13 protein-coding genes and 1 pseudogene are annotated in these 20112 nt (G+C 61.2%); 2 read left to right on the top strand and 12 right to left on the bottom strand.

Going from position 1 to position 20112, the window contains the following annotated elements:
• Positions 1-2 precede the first annotated feature (2 nt).
• Together MESS4_RS03985 and MESS4_RS34290 are read right to left on the bottom strand one after the other, a co-directional pair.
• Complete coding sequence (locus tag MESS4_RS03985) at positions 3-662, bottom strand: hypothetical protein (RefSeq protein WP_006326878.1); 660 nt, start codon at positions 660-662, stop codon at positions 3-5.
• 595 nt (positions 663-1257) lie between these two features.
• Positions 1258-1409, bottom strand: a pseudogene (locus MESS4_RS34290) (IS110 family transposase); the annotation flags it as partial.
• Between the two features lie 160 nt (positions 1410-1569).
• On the opposite strand from MESS4_RS34290, the gene MESS4_RS03980 reads away from it, so the two are divergent.
• Positions 1570-4431, top strand: a complete 2862-nt coding sequence (locus MESS4_RS03980; RefSeq protein WP_006326872.1) for a glycosyltransferase — start codon at positions 1570-1572, stop codon at positions 4429-4431.
• A 14-nt stretch (positions 4432-4445) separates the two neighbouring features.
• Here the strand turns inward: MESS4_RS03980 and MESS4_RS03975 are convergent, their stop codons facing one another.
• The 5 genes from MESS4_RS03975 to MESS4_RS03955 all read right to left on the bottom strand — a co-directional run bounded on the left by MESS4_RS03975 (position 4446) and on the right by MESS4_RS03955 (position 11706).
• Positions 4446-5126 carry a redoxin domain-containing protein gene (locus MESS4_RS03975; protein WP_006326871.1) on the bottom strand — a complete coding sequence of 227 codons (681 nt, stop codon included), beginning with the start codon at positions 5124-5126 and terminating at the stop codon, positions 4446-4448.
• A gap of 19 nt (positions 5127-5145) precedes the next feature.
• A complete protein-coding gene (locus tag MESS4_RS03970) occupies positions 5146-8445 on the bottom strand; it encodes an adenylate/guanylate cyclase domain-containing protein (protein WP_036240655.1) in 3300 nt (1099 codons plus the stop codon).
• A 259-nt stretch (positions 8446-8704) separates the two neighbouring features.
• Positions 8705-10090, bottom strand: a complete 1386-nt coding sequence (locus MESS4_RS03965) for a hypothetical protein (protein WP_006326868.1) — start codon at positions 10088-10090, stop codon at positions 8705-8707.
• Between the two features lie 195 nt (positions 10091-10285).
• Positions 10286-10810 (bottom strand): GNAT family N-acetyltransferase, encoded by a 525-nt coding sequence (locus tag MESS4_RS03960; RefSeq protein ID WP_036240670.1) that lies wholly within the window; start codon positions 10808-10810, stop codon positions 10286-10288.
• Between the two features lie 74 nt (positions 10811-10884).
• Positions 10885-11706, bottom strand: coding sequence for a hypothetical protein (locus tag MESS4_RS03955; protein WP_006326866.1), 822 nt, complete (start codon positions 11704-11706; stop codon positions 10885-10887).
• Between the two features lie 205 nt (positions 11707-11911).
• Between MESS4_RS03955 and MESS4_RS03950 the strand changes: the two genes are divergently transcribed.
• The gene (locus MESS4_RS03950; RefSeq protein WP_006326865.1) at positions 11912-13327 is read left to right on the top strand and encodes an adenylate/guanylate cyclase domain-containing protein; all 1416 of its coding nucleotides are present in this window, start codon (positions 11912-11914) and stop codon (positions 13325-13327) included.
• A gap of 57 nt (positions 13328-13384) precedes the next feature.
• Here MESS4_RS03950 and MESS4_RS03945 read toward each other — a convergent pair whose 3' ends face one another.
• The 5 genes from MESS4_RS03945 to MESS4_RS03925 form a co-directional block, all read right to left on the bottom strand.
• Positions 13385-13864, bottom strand: coding sequence for a class I SAM-dependent methyltransferase (locus MESS4_RS03945; RefSeq protein ID WP_006326864.1), 480 nt, complete (start codon positions 13862-13864; stop codon positions 13385-13387).
• A 141-nt stretch (positions 13865-14005) separates the two neighbouring features.
• Positions 14006-15187: an ABC transporter permease gene (locus MESS4_RS03940; RefSeq protein WP_006326863.1), complete on the bottom strand. Its 1182-nt coding sequence runs from the start codon at positions 15185-15187 to the stop codon at positions 14006-14008.
• On the bottom strand, positions 15184-16182 hold the full coding sequence (locus MESS4_RS03935; protein ID WP_006326861.1) for an ABC transporter permease: 999 nt from the start codon (positions 16180-16182) through the stop codon (positions 15184-15186). The genes MESS4_RS03940 and MESS4_RS03935 overlap by 4 nt, the downstream gene beginning before the upstream one ends.
• A gap of 2 nt (positions 16183-16184) precedes the next feature.
• Entirely contained in the window at positions 16185-18083 is a 1899-nt protein-coding gene (locus MESS4_RS03930; protein WP_006326860.1) for an ABC transporter substrate-binding protein, read from the bottom strand.
• Positions 18080-19975 carry an ABC transporter ATP-binding protein gene (locus MESS4_RS03925; RefSeq protein WP_006326856.1) on the bottom strand — a complete coding sequence of 632 codons (1896 nt, stop codon included), beginning with the start codon at positions 19973-19975 and terminating at the stop codon, positions 18080-18082. Before MESS4_RS03925 ends, MESS4_RS03930 begins: the two co-directional genes overlap by 4 nt.
• Positions 19976-20112 lie beyond the last annotated feature (137 nt).

The raw sequence follows: 20112 nt of genomic DNA, 5'->3' as shown, positions 1-20112 counted from the left end.
GATCAACTCACTTTCCAACTACGCTCCGAGTTGCTCTTGCTGCCGACGGGATCCTGATTTAGACATTTTGCAACCTCGACAAACAGGCCAGCCAAAAGATTTCGGTCGGTCTTGACGTTGCTGAGATCGGAAAACATTTTCTCGATCAGCATCTGAACGCCTTCATTCTTTTGCTTGATTTCCTCACGCAGCAAATGATCGTTTCGATTTATCCGGTCCGCAACTTCGCGCTCAAGCTCGCTCAATTGATCCGACAATGCGCGCACCTGCTTTTCAAGCGCCTGGTTTTGCTCGCGAAGATTCCGGTCAATCTCCTTGTCGGCGTCGGCTCGCGCGTCTTTTTCGTTCCGCAATTGCCCCGCAAGCGAATCGACCTGCTTCTTTGCATTTGACTCGTACATTTCAAGATTGCGCTTGGCCTCGGATTCGACATCCTTGAAGCGCTGCAAGACGCGTTCTTCAAGCTTGGAAAAACGGCGGTCATAGTCCTGCATCTGGTTGCCGAACAGCAGATCACGTATCTTGTCGACACCTACAGCGTCGCCGGAGGCCCCGCTCTCGCGAGCCTGGCCCACTATGAAGTTCAGCCCGTTTCCCTCTGTATTACTTATCAGATCCGCTTTATTTGCTGAAGAAGCGGCGTTCGAAGATTCCTTCGCCATCCTTATGCCCCTATTACCCAGTGCAAAACTCGGAAACGGGAAATATGTCAGACAAATAGCCAGCCCGCAAGCCGGAATCCTTTTGGCTTAAGCCGATTCGTGTGTTCCTTTTTTGTGTCCTAGACTAGCAACAAAAGCACGAGTTCTGATTGGTGTCGCTCTCGCACCTCTTTGTGATAGCAGTCACAACTGGTTAATCTAATAGGCCATCGGACGCAATCTACTATCGAAATGATTAATACAATGCCAGACTATAGCTGCTGGAGCGCAATTAAGTAGCGCAGACTTATCAGAAACATCTAAATTAGCTGGTTTGGCGGTGCACATATTGTCTCGCGCCCGGCTGTATACTGCGACGATCAGCTTCCGATGCGTGCCCAATGGGGGAAGGAAGGTCTTCTTTCGCGCGGAGAAATGGCCGTTCGAGAATGCACCTCGGAATCGAGGCGTTTCGGGCGATAGGAAGGGAGCAATAGTCCCAATAGCTGCGGTCATTCACACCAAAGCTTCAGTGGGCTTGCATTTATTGCGCCCCAGATTGCAGAAGAAGTCAGTTTGCCATAGATATTGCATTCATACGGTGCCAGGGACCGCGGCTTGTGGTCATGGCGCCGATTCCGGGGATCGACATGAGTATGCGGGATGCTTGGCTTTGACGTGCATCGGCGACAGCTGGCGCCCAAGCTCGGCGGCACGGATGCGAATGCTGCGCCAGGCTTCCAACATCGGCAGCACGACAGGAGCAAGCTCGCTCCGCAGCCAAATGGTGGCGTCGCGGCGGCTCGGAAGAATTCGCGGAAGACTGTTTGAACGCAGCGTCCCTGAGGACCGTTCCCTTTGGCAGGAAATCGCCGGCTATGTTTCGGGGCTCTTGGTCCACCTTCGAACCAGGCGCGGGTAAGACGGCGTGGCGCACAATCCCTTGGTTTCAATCGTGGTTCCCGCGCACAACGCGGAGGTAACGCTGGCGCGCGCACTCGATTGCCTTCTCGATCAGGAAATAGTGGATTGGGAGGCGATCATCGTCGACGACGCCTCCACGGACCGCACCTCCGCGATCATCGCCGGTTATGTGGAGCGCGATGCCCGATTTCGGATGTTGAGCTCTTGCGCGTATAGCGCCGCCGGCGCGCGCAATACCGGGATTTCGGCGGCGCGCGGCCACTGGCTCATGTTTCTGGATGCGGACGATTGGGTGGATGCCAGCTTCCTTGCGAAAATGCTGGCCACACTGAAAACCGCTCCCGATGCAGTGGCCGCCTATTGCGGTTCCCGGCGCGTGATGCCCGATGGCGAAGTCACCCCGTCGAGCATCGCAACGGAGGTTGCGACCCAGCCCTTCGAAACATTCGCCCGCCGGTGTGCCATCCGCACTCACGCACTGCTGGTCGACCGGGCGACAATTGTCGAGTTGGGCGGTTTCGATGTGTCGCTGCGCACCTGCGAGGACTGGGATCTGTGGCAGCGTCTCGCGCGTCTGGGCAAAAATTGGGTGATGGTCGACGAGCCGCTCGCTTTCTATCGTATCAGCCCCAACGCGCTCTCCCGCAATTCGACGCAGATGCTGGCAGATGCGGAAATCGTGATCGCCCGTGGCTTTTCTCCTGATCCCAGGGTCAAACACCCGGCATCGGCTCATGCCAATGGAGCGATCGAGGCGAACGGCGGCACCGCCTCCGAGGCACTCGCGTGGTTCGCGTTGTGGAACGCCGCGTCGGATTGCGGCAGCGGCTCGCGCTCGATCGATCCGCAGTCCTTGCGCGCGCTCCCGGCAGGACGCAAATGGGCGCGTGAGATCGCCAAGGTGATCGTCGATGGCCTTTTGGTGGGAAGCCTGTCGGTGCCGGCGCAATTGGCTGCAGGGTGGGACAGGTTCGGCGGCGCCCTAACCGAATTGATCACCGAACTCAGCAAACTCTGGGACAATCCAGCAGCGGCTCGCCGCGTCCAGTATAGCCTTGAGCAAATGCTTCTCGACGTCGACGACCTTGCCGCGCCGCGCAGGCTGGCGCGGACACTTGGAATTCGCGTCGACGCTCGAAATCCGACCACGGTCGAACTTCCGCAAGGAATCGATCAAATCTATGCCAACCTGATGATGGATGGCCGGATCGAGGCTGTCGTGCAGTTCGGCGCACTCGGGACAGTGACAAGGGATCATTGGATTGAATTGATCCAGAATGTCGTGCCCCCTGAGCGGCTTGAACGCCGGTCCGATCCGGACAGTCACTTCGGCAAACTCGCCCAATTGGCCGAGGAAGCGCGGGAACTGGTTCGGTCGAGCGCCGAACCTGCGGAGCCTCCCGCGGCGCCGCGCCGAGCACGGGCCAGGCACGACAAGGATCGCACGTCGTTCTGGAATGGCTATTTCGCGACCGAGGATCCCTGGAACTACGGTTCGTCCTATGAGCAGGAAAAATATCAGCGGCAGCTCGAAATTCTGCCTGCCGGTCCCATCGGACGGGCGCTTGAGCTGGCCTGCGCGGAGGGCCATTTCACGCGGCAGCTGGCGCCGCGAGTGGGCCATTTGACCGCAACCGACATCTCCGCCATAGCCGTCGAACGGGCCCGCGCGCGATGCGGCGATCAGCCGAATATTGAATTCGGCGTACTGGATTTCTCTGCCGACACGCTGCCGGGCGAGATGGATCTGATCTTCTGTTCGGAAGTGCTCTACTATCTGGATGATCTGGCCGAGTTGCGGCGCATCGCCAAAAAATTCGCAGAGGCATTGGCACCTGGCGGCAGTTTCATCAGCGCACACGCATTCGTGCTGCGTGACAATGTTGAAAGGACGGGCTTCGACTGGAACACATTCGGTGCACAAGCGATCTCGGAGACGCTGGCAGCGACCGAAGGCCTCGTGCTTGAGCAATCGATCCAGACCGAGCTCTATCGCATAGACCGCTTCCGCCGCCTGTCACCCGACGACGTGGCGACGGAACCGATGATAGATCATATGCCAATCCGCGCGCCCGTCGGAATCGGGGTCGCGCGAAATATCGTCTGGGGCGGGGCGAGGGCCTTGCGCCGCGACGTCGCACGTAGCGAGCGGCGGCGGCGTATCCCTGTCCTCATGTATCACAGCGTCGCCGATGATGGTCCGGCCGCGCTCACCCGTTTTCGGCTCACACCCGCCGCATTCGCCAGCCAGATGGCATGGCTGCGCGCCAATGGCTTTCACGCTGTCAGGTCCGAGCAACTGGAAGGGTCCATCGCCAACCGTCACCCTTTCGTTGGCCGCCCAGTGCTCATCACCTTCGATGACGGCTTCCAGAACTTTGCCGACCATGCCTGGCCGATCTTGCGCGCGAACGACCTGACCGCGGAAGTGTTCCTGGTGACGGACCTGGTGGGTGAAAGTGCACTGTGGGACGCCGACAGCGGTCCGCCGACGCAGCTTATGGACGCCGGGACGGTGCGACGCCTCTCCGCCGAAGGTGCGTTCTTCGGAAGCCATCTGGCGACGCATCGCGCGATCGACGGTCTGTCGAGCTCTGACCTGGCCGCCGAGCTCCTGCGCTCTCGTATGTTCATCGAGCGGTGGACCGGTCGGCCAACCACGGCGTTCGCCGCACCCTTCTCTGTCACCGACCGACGGCTTGGCCGGCTGGCCAGGGAGTGCGGCTATCGGATCGGTTTCGGCGGCAGACACGGGCCGGCGGGCCTCGACTGCGATCCCATCGACCTTCCGCGCATCGAGATTCGCGGAGATCGCTCACTCGATGACTTTATTGCCATTGTCGAGGCCGTGCTCGAAGAGCGGTGAACTTGTCAGTGTCATTATTGGGCGACTTGGGACACGGCTGACATCAGCTCCTGCGGGCTTGGCGCCCCAAACATGTATCGCCCACCCTCTGGAACCTCCGTGAAGCTCCAGCGGACGATCCCCTGCCGGTCCAGCAGGAACTGACCGACCAGTTGTCCGTGTCCCGTTGCCATCATCTGCTCGTCGGCTTCGGTCACTTCGTAATTGTCCTTCTTGTTGAGGATTTCGCTGGCCGTCATGGGATCCATCGGACCGGGCAACTCGCCTGGCATGTCGACCCGCATATCCTGTGCCACTGCCATCGCGACCTTGTACGGCCAGTTCGTCTCGTTTTGGGTGAATTCGAGATTGGGCAGTCCAAAAGCACGATGTGAAGCGCGTTCAGGGTCGGAAGCCGCAAGCAGATTCGGCATCGGGTGGTAGCGGAAGTAGAGACGCGCCCGTTCGATCGGCGTGTTGACCACCGTCAGGCTCTCCACGCCCTTTTCGCGCAGCTCCGGATCAAGCCGCGCCTGGGCGGCGATATGGCGCCGGCAAAACGCACAATGCAGACCTCGAAACAGGCCGACCAGCACCGGTTTTTGTCCGCGAAAGTCGTCAAGCGCGATCTTGCCTTCCTGGGTAATGGCGTCGAGTATCAGGTTGGGCGCACGGTCGCCCGGTTGAAGCGGTACCAAGTCACTATGCGAGGACATTTCCAACCCCCAGCCCCGGCTAGTCGAGAAAAGGCAGCACCACAAGCGCTTCCGGGTCGAGCCCGTGCTGGGCGCATATATCCTGCGCCAGGGAAAAGTAGCGTTCGGCCTCGGCCAGATTGTCGAGGTCGAGATTAAGCGTTGCGAGCCCATCATAGCACGGAAACAGCAGTTGGGGTTCGCCCGTTTCGCGGGCTATGTCCAGTGCTTCGTGGAACAAGCCAACCGCCAGTTCCGGACGGCCGTTGCACTGGTGGATCTGCCCAAGCACGATCAGCGGCACCGGCAGGTGCTCGCGCTGGTCGAGCGCCCGGTCGATCTCGATGGCCTTCTCGGCAGCAGGCACGCCCTCCGTTGGACAGCGATCCGTGAAAGTACAACAAGCGACCGCCAGATTGGCGAGGAGGCGCGCCTGGAAACCCAGATCACCAATATGGCGCGCCACTTCAAGACCGCGCCGACAGACCTCCATCGCCTGTGCCGGATCGATGGTCGTGTAAAGCACGCCGAGATTGGTGTAGCCGCGGCAGGCCGCGCCCAGTAGGCCGGCGGCTTCGGCCAATTCAATGCTACGCTCAACCTGACCCACGGCTTCACGGTTTCGCCCAAGGCGAGCCAGCGCAACAGCCTTGGTATTAAGTGCCTCGGCGGTCACAAGAATGGCATCACACCCTACCTCGGAGACATGCTCCGTTGTCAGAGTGTGTACGCAATCCAGCGCCGCGTCCGCCCATTTTGCCGCGAGAGCGTGATCTCCGCTGCGGAACGCCTGTCGGCCACGTTCTTGCCAGAGATGCGCCTGCTCGATCGGGGCATCCGCTCCATCGAGGAGCGCTGCCGCTTCAGCATAGCGGGATTCTGCGTTGTCCCGCTTGCCGACGTCCCAGAGCAGCCGACCGATCTTACGCAAAACGCGCGCCGAAGCGACACGATCGGCTGACTCGCGGTATGCCTGCAACACCGTCTCGTAGTGGTGGTGCGCGATCTCGCGGCGGCCTACCGAGCCGCTCAAATCGGCAATGCGCTCTGCAATTGCCAGTTTGAGTGGTGTTTGCCCGATCGCGCCCAACGCAGTCAGTGCTCGCTCGTAGAAACGAAGGGCGTCGTCGTTGGCGTATATCGTGCGAGCGCGATCGCCCGCCGCCTGCAGGTAATGCGCGCCCCTCTCCCGCTCGGCGCTCTGTGCGAAATGATGACCGAGCACGGTCAAATCCTCGAGCCGTTCCGGCTTGTCGCCGCACAGTTGCTCCAAGGCAGCACCGACCCGTCCGTGGATGTCGGTCCGGCGTTGCAGGAGCAGATTCTGGTAGATCACGTCCTGCAGCAATGTTTGCGTAAAGCGGTAGCTTTGCGACGAGACCGAGCCTGATCCGGCAACTTCCTCGATGATTTCCGCATCGCAAAGCAGTTCGCAGCCGGCTTCCAGCCGGCCGGGGTCGGCTGTCACGGTTTTCAGAAGTGTGGCGTCGAAGCGCGGGCCGATTACCGCGGCTTCCTGGGCCAACCGGCGCACCTCTTGGGGCAGCCGGTCGACGCGAGCAAGCAACATTGCCTGGATAGTGGCGGGAATGCCGGTTGCGACTTCGCCTGCCATAGTCCGCCATCGCTGGCCCTCGCGCATCAGTACACCGCGATCGATAAGGCCGCGAACGATCTCCTCTACAAAAAGGGGGTTGCCGCCCGCGCGCTCGAGGATCTGCTCGAGAAGCCCTCCTGCGGAGTTTACCCAGCTCTCGCCGAAAAGCGCCGCCAGCAGGCTGCGTCCGTCATCACTGTTGAGCGGCGAAAGCCTGAGCGCTGTGTGACTGACCCGACTTGAGTCGAGCTGGTCGTTGTCCGGCGCCGGACGATGCGTGACCAGCACCATCAACCGCGTGCGCACCAACCTGTCCATCACGAAACGTAGTGCCTCGAGCGACACGGCGTCGGCCCAGTGCAGGTCTTCGACGACAATCAACAGTGGCGACAACGCAAGCCGCCGTTCGATGATTGTGCGGACTGCGTAGAGAATTTGCCGCCGCAGCTGCTCGGGTTCGACATGCTGCAAGGTGGCATCGGGGTCGCCAAGGCCAAGCACATGGTAGAGCAAAGGCATCAGCCGCTTCGCCTCCTCGCCCTGCAGGCCGAGATCGGTAAGCAAGCCTGCGAGTTTCCCCCGCATTTCGTCCCCATTATCGTTTTGCATCATCCCGGCAGCGCTGCGCACCACTGCGCCCAAGGCGCCAAATGATCGTTCGCCCAGCGGTGAGCACGTGGCTTGCCGCACGGCGACGTTGCGAAAACGATCCTCGTCGCCGACGCGAGCGACGAACTCCTTCACCAGCCGCGATTTCCCGATACCGGCTTCTCCGACGAGGCGGACAAGTTGGGCCGAGCCGCCGCACGCCTGGTCAAGGCTCGCCAGCATTCTATTGAGCTCCGCACCACGACCTATCATCGGCGCGCTGAGGCCGAGCGCCTCGAGCCCACGCGCTGCACGCGGCGCCGCAAGCGGTGCATCCAGTCGATGGACGAGCACACTGCCAGCCTTGCCGCGAAGCACGACATCACCCAGCGACTCGTAAGAGAAGGCATGCCGGGTCAGCCTGTGAGTGAACTCGCCTACCAGCACCTCACCGGGCGCGGCCAGCGATTGCAGGCGTTGCGCCGTATTCACGGTGTCGCCGGTCACCGAATAGGATTTGGCGGTGCCGATGCCCAATCCGCCAGTAACGACCGGACCAGTGTTTATGCCGATGTGGAGTAACAGAGGCGAGCCGGAGTGGGGGGCGCTTTCGCCGAGCCGCGCCGTCCGGGCGATCATGTCGAGAGCGGCGCGAAGCGCACGTTCCGGATCGTCCTCATGCGCGACCGGCGCACCGAACAAAGCGAGCAATGCATCGCCGATGAATTTGTCGACGAAACCACCAAAGTTTCGCACGGCCGCCGTCAATTCCTTGAACAGTTCGTTCTGCAGCGCTTGCATGACCTCGGGGTCGAGCTGTTCGCTGAGTGTCGTGAAGCCGCAAAGGTCGGCGAACAGGACCGTTACCGTCCGTCGATCGGCGTCAGAGACGGGATGCAGCCCAACTTCGCTTTCGATGTTCGGAAGCAGCGACGGAGTTCGAGAAGGCGGCACAATGGTCCGGCTTGGCGTCGGAGCAGGCCGTTCGACGGCTTTTGCGGCCGCACCGACGCTTGCCCCACATTTCGGACAGAACTCGAAATCAGGTGCGCAGGAGTAGCCGCAACTGGCGCATGGCACGGGCTGGCGCCTGCCACACCTCGGACAGAAAGCGTAACCGCCCTCAACCTCGAAACCGCAGCCCGAGCAGTCCATCGAACAAGACCTCACCAGGGGCCGTGACGGCGTGATCTCGCTACGCACTTCACGGCCGGGGTATTCACACAAGGATGAACCGATAGCCGTCGGCCAGCAAGCGGCAGCGCAAATGGGCATCGAGCGATCCGTGGGTCCGGTGTGGCAGAGCGCTGCCGATACGGGCGACTGCGTGGCCCTTGTTTGCGTCGAAAAGCCCTGCTCGAGGATATCAGCGAGCCATCCGCTTGCGGTTGCGCACCAAGGCCTGAAGTAAGGCTCAGGTCGCCTTGATTTCTGCCTGGCCGATCTTGCGCCATCGGGCGTTTTCGCGAACCAGTTTCAGGTCGTCGGTCGTCTCGGCAAGTGTCCGCAAACGGTATCGCCGGAGCAGGTCCGGGAAGAGCGCCCCTTCCGGCAGGCCGGCAAGCTGCTCGCGGACCGAGATCTTTTCATCGATGACCCGCATGCCCCAGGCATTTTCCCGAACCTGCAGCTCCGCGGCCAGATCGCGCTCTTCCGGCGCGTTTTCATCCAGCGCAGCCAGCAGGATAGAGTGGAAAAGCGTTACATAGCCAATCTGCCTCAGGCCGCCCACAATCCGCACGCGCGGCAATATGGCAAGGACGAGGACCATCAGGAACAAGTTCGGCAGCAATACGCCGTCCAGCAGCGCCTGCTTGAGATGCGGCCGCTCGAACGGGATGGAAAGACCATGCGGCCTGTCAGGCTCGATCAGGTGCCCGTTCTCGAGGACGAGCTTGCGCACGCGCTCCTCGCGGATGCCCCAGAAATAGGCCGTGGCATTGGGCAGGAATCCGCCAAAGGGGCTCGATGCGGCCTCTTGCAAGGCACGTTCGAGACGCTGGCGCCTTGCGGGCTCGATGAGCAGCTTGGAAAGAAGGCTGTCGTCATATTCTAGATGCCGCGCCATGGCAGCCGCGGCGAGCCGATCATCGATGAAAACCGGCAGGGCCATGCCGGAACGATCCCAATCGGCGACCAGATCCTCGTTGAGGGCTGTCAGCGCATCGGCGGCGGTTCCAAACACCTTGTCCTGACTGGCAAGCAGTGTGCCCAGCCAGCGGCTGGCATCCGTTTCATCTCCCACCGCTTCGAGCGCGCGCTTGTTGAGGGAGACGGGACCGGCCACGCAGGCGCTTTTGCGGCACAGTTTGTGGCGCCCCATGCCAAACAAGTTGACCTTGTCGTCGCCGACATCGAGCCATCCCGGCCCCTCCCGGCCAATTGTCTCCATGGTCATCGTCGTTCCCATGAAACCGAAGAAGGCCGACAGCCCGTTTTCGACCGCGCCGAGCCAGGCAAGCAGGAGGGCATCGAAGGTGATCCGGTCCATCAGAAGCAGACAGTGCAGGCCGGACTGAATCACCGGTCTGTGCTCGAATTCTTCGAGGGCCTTGCCGATCTCTTCAGGCTGCATAGTCACCCCAAGACGCTGATGCAGGACTTCGCGCAGGATCGAGCGGGCAGCGATCGCCGGGTCCGATGCAGGCCTTGCCACCGGCCGCCACAGATGGCGGGCGTAATCGGAAACCGGTGCATTCCAGTTCTGCTCGATGTCACGCACGACTTCCGGGCAGAGCAGCGACAGCACAGCCAGAATTTCCGCCGGAGGCGTAGGGGTTGGATCAAAGACGGCGGTCATTGGTCCCGTCTAGCCGCTTGCGGTGCAAACGCCAAGGGAGACCAGACTTAGCGGCCGGCCCACACACAGATCGTCAACTCGATCAAAATGGTGTGAGACGAAATTGGCCGTATCCTACGGAGTTCTCCATGAGCAATTCGCCGACTCGGCACGAATTGTTAGATTGGCTAAACAGTTAAGGCCAAACAGCGGATCTCAGAACCGCAGCCGGGCCATGCTCAGAAGATCGTGGTACTGCCCGTCGGTAAAACCGGCCTTCACATGCCGGCCTTCGACCTCGAAGCCGTGGCTTGTGTAGAGACGGACGGCCGGTTCGTTGTCGGCATAGACGGTCAATTCGACCCGCTTCAGGGCGCGCCAGTTGTCGGCCACGTCAAGCAGCGCGCCAAGTATGGCAGAGCCGATGCCCTTGCCGACAAAGGCATCGTCAAGGCCGATATTGATCTCGCCGATATGCGAACGACGCGGCGAACCCTGCACGACCAGGCTGCCATGGCCGACGACCCTGCCGTCCAACTCGGCAACGATCCAGGTGGTTTCCTGGCCGGACTTGGCGATGCGCCGCTCCACCTGCTCCACCATCTCGAAGGGCATCCTGAGCGTGCCCGAGCGGAAGCCCGGCATGTTGAAGATAGCGCAAAGCGCCTCCGCATCGCTTGGCCGGACGGACCGGAGCTGCGGCTGGATTTTCTCTTGGGATGGCGAGGTCGTGCTGGTCATGGCGCTCCCGGCGAAGGCATTCGGCCCGGCACGATGCACCGGACGTCACCTGAAAATCCAGCCGTCTCCGCAACCTATGCCGATCGCGAGCTAAAATACCGGGAGGCGGCGTAGAGTTTGAAGACGCCGCTGATGCCGATCCAGCCGAAAAGGGCGAGCCAGCACAATGTCCCGGTCGCCATCCAGTCGATCCGGTGCACCGCAGCGTCGGTGATGACGAGGCCAAGGATGGCAAGCAGGCCAACCAGAAACTGCGCCAGGCCGAGCACCAGCAGCTCCTCGCGCGGCGCGCTTCTCCAGACGAGATATGCGCCGCCCGCGCCGGCGAGGAAGATGGCGCTGTAGACCTGAGCGTGGAAGGCATCGATCGGCCATGGCCAGAAGCTGCTGAATGTCAGGGGAAACAGCAACAGGCCGACGCCATAGAGCCCGAGGATCGCCGATTCCGCCGGCATGTAGCCGCGCCATGCGGGGTTTAAGGTCACGCCTTTTGCAGAAGGACGGGCCCTGGCCCGCCACAGGAACAGCCCGGATACCGCGACCGAAGCAAGATAGACCAAAAACCACAGCCAGGGCGCTTTGCGCTCGAAGTTGAAATAGCCGAGATTGATGAACGAAGCCACCGACACGATGACGGTGAAGATGAAGGCCATGACGAGCACGAGCCTGCCCGGCGACCAGCGATTCCAGACCAGCAGCGCCGCCATCACGGCCATTTCGGCGGTGTAGAAGCCGCCGAGGAAGCGGGCATTGAACGGCGTGACGGCCCAAGGCCAGCGCGGCTTGACCAGCGCAGGCGCGAAAAACAGGCCGGCGCCTACGATCAGGACGATGATGACCACCACCGAGAAAAGGCGCAGGGCCGCGGGAAATGGCGGGTTGTCGGGTGTCGGCACGGGAGAAAGTCCCAGAGATGAATGCCCCATGGACCCATCATAGTGCCGCTTGCGGCCGGTGAAAATCCGCCGAATGGAAATTGAACCGTCACCGGGCTTGTCCATTCGAATGGCCGCACGGTCCGTTTCGGAGTAAGATGGAGCGCTCGGACCGAAGACCGGCCCGGTCAACACGCCCCGGGGCGCATTTTCCGGAGCCTGCACGATGAACGAAGCTCAGGATCTGTTCTCGCTTCTGCGGCAATCGACCGATGTCGATCCGCGGGCAATCGACGCGATCAAGCGAACCATCGCGGAGGGCGAGGACCGCGAACTTTGCCGCATCAATGTGCCAGCCTTCGCCAGCAAGCATGGCCTCGACGAGGAGCGCGCCATAAGCGCCTTTCTCCATGCGGCGCGGGTGGGCATCTTCGACATTTCCTGGAATGTTCTGTGCCCCGGCTGTGGCGGCGTGCTTGACACCAACGCCACGCTGAAAACCCTGCAGAAGGACGAATACACCTGCGCGCTGTGCTCCGAGGGCTATTCGCCGACCCTCGACGAGATGGTCGAGGTGACATTCACCGTCAGTCCCCGCGTGCGCAGGATTGCCGCCCACAATCCACACGAACTGCCGTTGGTGGAATATTTCCGCCAGATCTACTGGGCGTCCGGCGTCGATCTGCCGGAAGAGGATTTGGCGAAAAAGATCGAAGCGTTCTCGCTGGAGGATATCGAGCTTGCGCCCGGTGAAAAGGCGGTTCTGCACATACAGCTTCCGTCCGAATTCATCATCGTCTTCGAGCCGGTCACTCATTCAGCGCAGTTCATCGACGGGAAGGGCGAACCAACAAAAGAGCGCCGAGGCCTCTCTTTGGTCTTCGACCGCGACCATGTCCAGAACCAGACGCTGGAGATGCAACCCGGCCCGTTGCGCATTTCGCTGGAAAACAGGACCGACACCCGCGTGCTGCCGACGGTCTTCATCGCCGGCCAGCTATTGCATGATCTCCTGGGCAAACGCCGGCCCTTCCTGACCGCCAAGCGCCTGCTCACCAACCAGACGTTCCGCGATCTCTATCGCACGGATACGCTCGACATCAACCAGCGCCTGAAGATCACCAGCCTGACCTTCCTGTTCACCGACCTGCGCGGATCGACCGAGCTTTACGAGCGGGTGGGCGACCTTTCTGCCTTCGATCTCGTGCGCGAGCATTTCCAGGTTCTGCACGAGATCGTCGCGGCGGAGGCAGGCGCGGTGGTGAAGACGATCGGTGATGCGGTGATGGCGACCTTCGCGACGCCTGATCGTGCGATTGCTGCGGCCCTCAGGATGCGCGATGCCATGCGTGCGCTCAATGACAAAAGCGGGCGCGAGGATCTGCTGCTCAAGATCGGAGTCCATGCCGGCCCCTGCATCGCCGTGTCCATGAACGAGCGACAGGACTATTTCGGCCAGACGGTCAACATTGCTTCGCGGGTCCAGAACCTTGCCAACGCCCGGGCGATCTTCGCCACTCGTGCGGTGATCGACGACAGTCTCACCGCCGATCTGTTGCACAGGAACGCGCTGACGCCCGTGCCCCACGAGGTCTCGCTGCGCGGCATTGAGCGGGAGATAGCAGTCTATACGATCCCCTGAAGACTTGGCCCTGAAGAGAAGGCTTAGGCCCCTGAAGATTTGGGCCGTCTCCGCCCCTTACACGCGCCTGCAGAGGAAATAACGATCGGCGGGCTCCGAAGTCGGCGGCGGGAGGCGTTGCAGCAGCGGGTGATCGAGCGGCGTGCCACTGACCGCGAAGCCGCCGACGCGAAGCAGGCGCGCAATCAGATCGGGAAGCCAGGTAGAGGTCACTGCATCGCGATCGTCATAGCCGGTGCCGATGTCGGCATGAACAAGAGCGGCGTCGATGCCAATGAACTTGCGGGCCGTCTCGCGTATTTCGCCGAGCACGAGGTTTTCAGCGTCGGGAATTGAGCTGGCGTGTGCGCCAACTTCGCGGTCGAACACCACGATCCGGCGCCCGGGCAGGCGCTCGCGCAGATGGTGGAACGTCCTGCCATTGCCGAGGCCGAGCTCGAGCACCAGCCCCTCCATCTTCGCCACCTCGGGGCAGATTTGATTGAGAATGTCGCGCTGTGCGGTCATCCTGCTGATGAAATTATCGAGGCGACTCATATGCGATTGTATGTCCTGAACCAGCAGCCCCGATCGAGGCTTGCCGCATATAGAGGCGAACGACGAACCTTGCAATAACGCAACCGGCCGCCGACAAGCATCATACGAGTCGTCGGCAGGCCGCGCGGCGGAATAGCGATCTCACTTGTAGGGGTCCGCGGCGTCCCGCAAGCCGTCGCCGAGGAAGTTGAACGCCATGATGACGAGAATGACGGGGAGCATCGGCAAAAGCAGCCATGGATAGAACGCGATGACGCTGACGCTGCGCGCCTCGGTGAGCAAGATGCCCCAGCTGGTTATCGGCGCTCTCAGGCCGAGCCCGAGGAAGCTCAGCGCCGTCTCGCCCAGGATCATGCCGGGTATGGAGATCGTCGCCGTCGCGATCAGATGCGACATGAAGCCGGGAATGAGATGCCGCCCGATGATGCGGCTGCTTCTGGCGCCCATCAATTGCGCGGCCAGAACGTAATCCTCCTCGCGCAAGGCTAGAAGCTTTGAACGCACGGCCCGCGCCAGTCCGGTCCAGTCGAGCAGCCCGAGGATGACGGTGATGCCGAAATAGATCAGGATCGGACTCCAGGTTATCGGCATGATCGCCGCCAGAGCCAGCCATAGCGGAATGCTGGGGATCGATTGCAGAACTTCGATTATCCGTTGAACGATCAGGTCGAAGACACCGCCGTGATAGCCGGCCAGTCCGCCGATGACAATGCCGAGCAGGAAGCTGAAACTGATGCCGACGAGGCCTATTGTCAGTGAAATGCGTGCGCCATAGATGATGCGCGAGAGCACATCGCGCCCCAGCCTGTCGGTGCCGGCTAGAAAGAGCTGGCCCTTTTCGGCAGGGCAGACAAAATGCCTGTTACCTTCGATCAGGCCCCAGAACTGGTAACTGTCGCCCTTGCAGAAGAAACGGATCCGCTGAATATCATCCTTTTTCTCGATGTAGTTCCGCTTGAGCGTGTCCATATCCAGAGTCATCTGGCGGCCATAGACGAACGGCCCTACGAACTGGCCGTTGTGAAACAAGCGCACCCGCTGCGGCGGCGAATAGATGTAGTCCATGTTGCGGGTGTGCAGACTGTAGGGCGCCAGGAACTCGCAGATCAGTATTCCGAAATAAAGCGCTGCCAGGAATATGCCGGATATAACGGCAAGCCGGTGCTTCCGGAATTTCCACCACATCAGCCGCAACTGCGACGCCTGAAAGACCTTCGACTGCTCCGGCGTCATCGCCTCGACTGACTGCAGGTCAAAGGGCGCGGTGGAAACGTAGTGCTGCAGCGGAGCACCCGGAGCGGGCAGCGGCGAATGCGTGCTCATTTGGTGCTACCGCCCTGCAAACGAATTCGTGGATCAAGCAGCGCCAGCGCCAGGTCGGAAATCAGGACACCGATGACCGTCAGGAAGGCGAGGAACATGAGGAACGTCCCTGCCAGATACATGTCCTGGCTTTGCAGCGCCTTGATCAGCATCGGCCCGGTCGTTTCCAAAGACAGCACGATCGCCGTAATTTCGGCGCCGGAGATGATGGCCGGCAGGATAGAGCCGATGTCGGAAATGAAGAAATTGAGCGCCATGCGCAGCGGATATTTGACCAGCGCCTTGAACGGATGAAGTCCTTTGGCGCGCGCGGTCACGACATATTGCTTGTGTAGCTCGTCGAGAAGATTGGCGCGCAGCCGCCGGATCATGCTTGCCGTGCCCCCGGTGCCGATGATCAAGACCGGAATCCAGAGATGGGCGAGGATCGACTCGGCCTTGGCCCAGCTCATCGGCTCGCCGAGATATTGCTGGTCCATGAGATTGCCGATGGATGTGCCGAACCAGATGTTGGCGAAATACATCAGGATCAGCGCCAGCATGAAGTTCGGAATGGCGAGGCCGAGAAGGCCGAAGAAAGTCAGGCCGTAGTCGCCCCAGCTGTATTGATGCGTGGCGGAGTACATGCCGATCGGAAAGGCGATGAGCCAGGTGAAGATGATCGTGACGAAGGAAACCAGCACCGTCAGCCACATTCGGTCCCCGACGACATCGCGAACCGGCAGCTCATATTCGAAGGAATAGCCGAAATCGCCTTGCAGCATCCCGCCGACCCAGTAGAAGTAGCGAATGATCGGCGGCTTGTCGAAACCATACTCCTTGCGCATCATCTCGATGCGATCGGAATCCACCGCTTCGCCCTGAGCTCGAAGCTCGGCAACGTAGCTGTCGAAATAATCGCCTGGGGGAAGTTCGATGATGGTGAACACCAGCGCCGATATGACCAGCAGTGTTGGAACCATCACGGTGATGCGCCAGACAAAATATCGAAGCACGCTCAGGACTCTCCAAGCCAGAATGTATCCGGCATGTAGACACCGAAATAGGCGGTCGGGTCGTAGCCGTACAGCGCCTTGTCAGGCAGGTTGCGCAGCCGCGAGGACGCCAGAACCGGCTGATGCGTTCCGTTCACGGTGCCGATCGAAAACACCTGATCGGTGTAGATCGACAGCATCGAAGTCCATATTTCGGCGCGCTCCGTGGCTTCGGTCGATGCGTTCCAGCGCTTGAGTAAGGCCATCAACTCGACCACAGGCGGAAGATCGGGCGCCTCACCGACCTTGCCATGAGACAAGTAGTGAGCACCCCAGAGCGGCCATTGCAGCTGGTCGTCGATGGTGGGGGCCAGTTGGTACGGGTTCATGTCGGCGGTCGGCACGCCATTGTCGATGCCCGACGACATCGACATCAGGATCTGGCCGCCAAGCGCGCGGCTGCGGAAGATGTCGCGCTGCGAAGTCCGGATGAACAGGGCGATGCCGATCTTGCGCCAGTGATCGGTGATGAGTTCGAGGGCGTCGGTTTCCAGCGTGCTTTCGCCGGCCGTTTCCACGATGATCTGCGCGGGACGTCCATCGGGAAGCATCCGCAGGCCGTCATCGTCACGTGCCTGCAGCCCGACCTCGTCAAGCAGGGCATTGGCCTGGTCGGGATCATGGGCGACCCAGGCTTTCGCGAATTCCGGCCGGTAGAGCGGGCTCTCCGGCAGGACCGTATCGGCACTTTCCTGCGCCAATCCGTAGAACACGGCCATGTTGATCTCGCGCCTGTCCACGGCGAGCGAAAGGGCGCGGCGCACGCGCACGTCACGAAGAAGGCCACGCCACACCTGGTCGGCGCAATTCAGATTGGGCAGCAGCGCCAGCCGCGAGCCCTGTGTGCGTTTCCACAGATGCATCTTCACCGGGTAGCGCTTCTCCGCGTCCTTCAGGAAGGCGTAATCGCTGAAATCAATTCCCATGCCTTGCAGGTCGCTCTCGCCCGCACCGGTCTTGGCGGAGATGATCGCCGACGAGCTGACATTAAGGACAAACCGGTCAATATAGGGCAGTTGCCGGCCGTTCTCGTCCATTCGATGAAAGAACGGGTTGCGCTCGAAGACGAATTGCTCGGCCGGCGGCTTGGTCCGGTTCTGCCAGGGATCGAGCGTCGGCAGTTCCGGGTTCTCCGGGCGATACTGCCTGGACATGCGGATATGCAGCAGCGTCCATTTCGGGGTCCGGTTCTCCTTCATCAGGCCGGCGAGCCGAAACGGGTCCTGGTATTTCTTGTGGAACTGCTTGAGATAGGCGGCCGGCAGAACAAGCGATAGCGGCGAGGCAGCAGCGAGCCTGGGCAGGAAGTCGGGATTGGGCGCATCCCAACTATAGCGAACCGTCAACGGATCGACGATCTCGAAGCGTGGCGGCTTGCCGTCCGCCAGCAGGGTCGGGGCAAGCCCGCCTTGCGAAAGCTCATCGTTCAGCCAGACATCTTCCCAGCAATAGCGAAAATCCTCCGGCGTCAGCAGGCTACCGTCAGACCATTTATGCCCTTCCCGAATCTTGAAAGTGAAGACGCGATCATCCGCTACGTCGAAACTTTCGAGAATGTCGGGTTGCAAGTTAAGCTTTTCGTCATAGCCGACCAGGCGAGCATACCCGTAGATCGTCATCATCCGGATATCTTTCTGGCTGCCGATGATCGTGCGCAGCGTGCCGCCATACTGGCCGGGTTGCCGGCCCATCGCGGCGAGGTTCAACGCGCGCGGGCTCTTGGGCAGGCGTTCGGCGAGTGCCGGCAGCGCCCTGGCCTTCAGCCGCGGCTGAAGAAATTCCGGCTCCAGCTCGCCGGCGCGCAAAGTGCCCGGCAGAAATGCCGAAGCCATGAGGCCAAGGACGGTGCGCCGGCTGATCAATGGCGTAACTCGCCGACATCGGCCGAACGCCGGGCCAGCACGAGGTGGCCGCCGCCAAGATCGAGCGGCGACAGCATATCCTCGTCGCCCTCGTCGCGGAATTGCGGTCCCCATGCGCTGGCGTCGGAAGCGCCGCCGAGCTTCAGCGTCTTGAAATCCATCGGCCTGTCGAGATCGGGGAAAGGTACTGCGGCGACCAGCGAGCGCGTGTAGGGGTGGACCGGTTTCCTGAGCAGAATTTCGCGCGGCGCAAGCTCGACGATGCGCCCGCCGCACATCACCGCGATGCGGTCTGCCATGTAGTCCACCACCGCCAGGTTGTGGGATATGAACAGGTAGGTCAGGCCCAGTTCCTTCTGCAGGTCTTTCAGAAGGTTCAGGATCTGCGCCTGGACAGAGACATCGAGCGCCGAAACCGGCTCGTCGCAGATCAGGAGCTCTGGCCCCAGCGCCAACGCGCGGGCGATGCCGATACGCTGACGCTGCCCGCCGGAGAAACTGTGCGGATAACGCTTTATGAAGCGCGGATCGAGCCCGATTGCCTGCATCAGGCTCTTGACCGTGGCGAGTCGGGACGCGGCATTGCCACGTTGATGGATTTCCAGCGGCTCGCTCAAGATATTCTCCACCGTCATGCGAGGTGAAAGCGACGAAACCGGATCCTGGAAGACCATCTGGATTTTCGCGCGCAGCAACCGCAGGGCGTCCCCCTCGGCTTCCAGGACGTCGATCGGACCATCGCGGCCGTTGAAGATCACGGAGCCGCCGCTAGGGGTGACAGCCCGCATGAGGATCTTGCTGACGGTGGTTTTGCCGCAGCCGCTTTCGCCGACAAGACCCAGGCACTCACCCCGCCTGATATCGAAGCTCACGCCGTCCACGGCGCGAACAGAGGCTTGATGATCTCCGCCGAACCATCCGGACTTGCGGATGGTGAAGGTCTTTGTCAGATCCCTGACCGACAGCAGGATGTCGTCCGGACCCTTCGATGCCGGCGCCGTCTGCTTCCCGAGCAGGTTCCCGACATTCACCGGCACCTCGCGGAGCGCCTTCAGCCTTTCGCCAGGCTTCAGGTCGAAATGCGGAACGGCTGCCATCAGACCCTTCAGGTAAGGGTGGCCTGGCCGGCGGAAAATCGCCTCGACAGGTCCCATTTCCATGATCTCGCCATGGTACATGACCACCACCTCGTCGGCGACATTGGCGACCACGCCGAGGTCGTGCGTAATCAGCAGCATCGCCATGTTCAGTTTCGTCTGAAGCCCGCGCAGCAATTGCAGGATTTGCGCCTGGATGGTGACGTCCAACGCCGTCGTCGGCTCGTCGGCGATCAACAAAGCGGGCCGGCAGATAAGCGCCATGGCGATCATGGCGCGTTGACGCAATCCTCCCGAAAGTTCAAAGGGATACATGTCATAGGCGCGCTTGGGATTGGGAAAGCCGACGAGGCCGAGCATTTCCTCGGTCCGCGCCTTGCGCTCCGCCCGGGCCATGGGCGTATGAATCTGCAGGGATTCGCTGACCTGGTTGCCGATCGTGTGCAGCGGCGACAGCGATGTCATCGGCTCCTGGAAGATCTTGCCGATGCGGCTGCCTCTCAACGCCCGGATTTCGGGTCCGTCACGCGGCATCCGCAGGATATCCTGCGTCGTGCCGGGCTTTTCAGGATCGGAAAACAGGATACGGCCGCGAGCATGGGCTGTGTTCGGCAAAATGCCCATCACCGCCTGGCTGAGAACCGATTTTCCGGAACCGGACTCGCCCACAAGCGCGGTAACCTTGCCGGGCAGGACGCGAAGATTTGCACGCCTGACGGCATGCAACGGTCCCCCGATAATGGCAAAAGAGATGCCAACATCCTCGATCCGCAACAGATCAACGCCCGAATTCATTCACACACCAGCCCCACTCTGGCGGCCTGCCAGGGGGCAGGCCCAGAAAGCGAGACTAGCGCATTGCCAGCCCAGAGCAACTTGGATTCGAAACGAGTTCCCCGGCGGAACCGGCGACCGGACTGCATACCAAAGGC

The sequence above is a fragment of the Mesorhizobium sp. STM 4661 genome (assembly GCF_000359125.1).
Taxonomy (GTDB): domain Bacteria; phylum Pseudomonadota; class Alphaproteobacteria; order Rhizobiales; family Rhizobiaceae; genus Mesorhizobium.
Note: the sequence above shows the minus strand (reverse complement) of the source record. Positions and strands in the feature narration are given on the sequence as shown.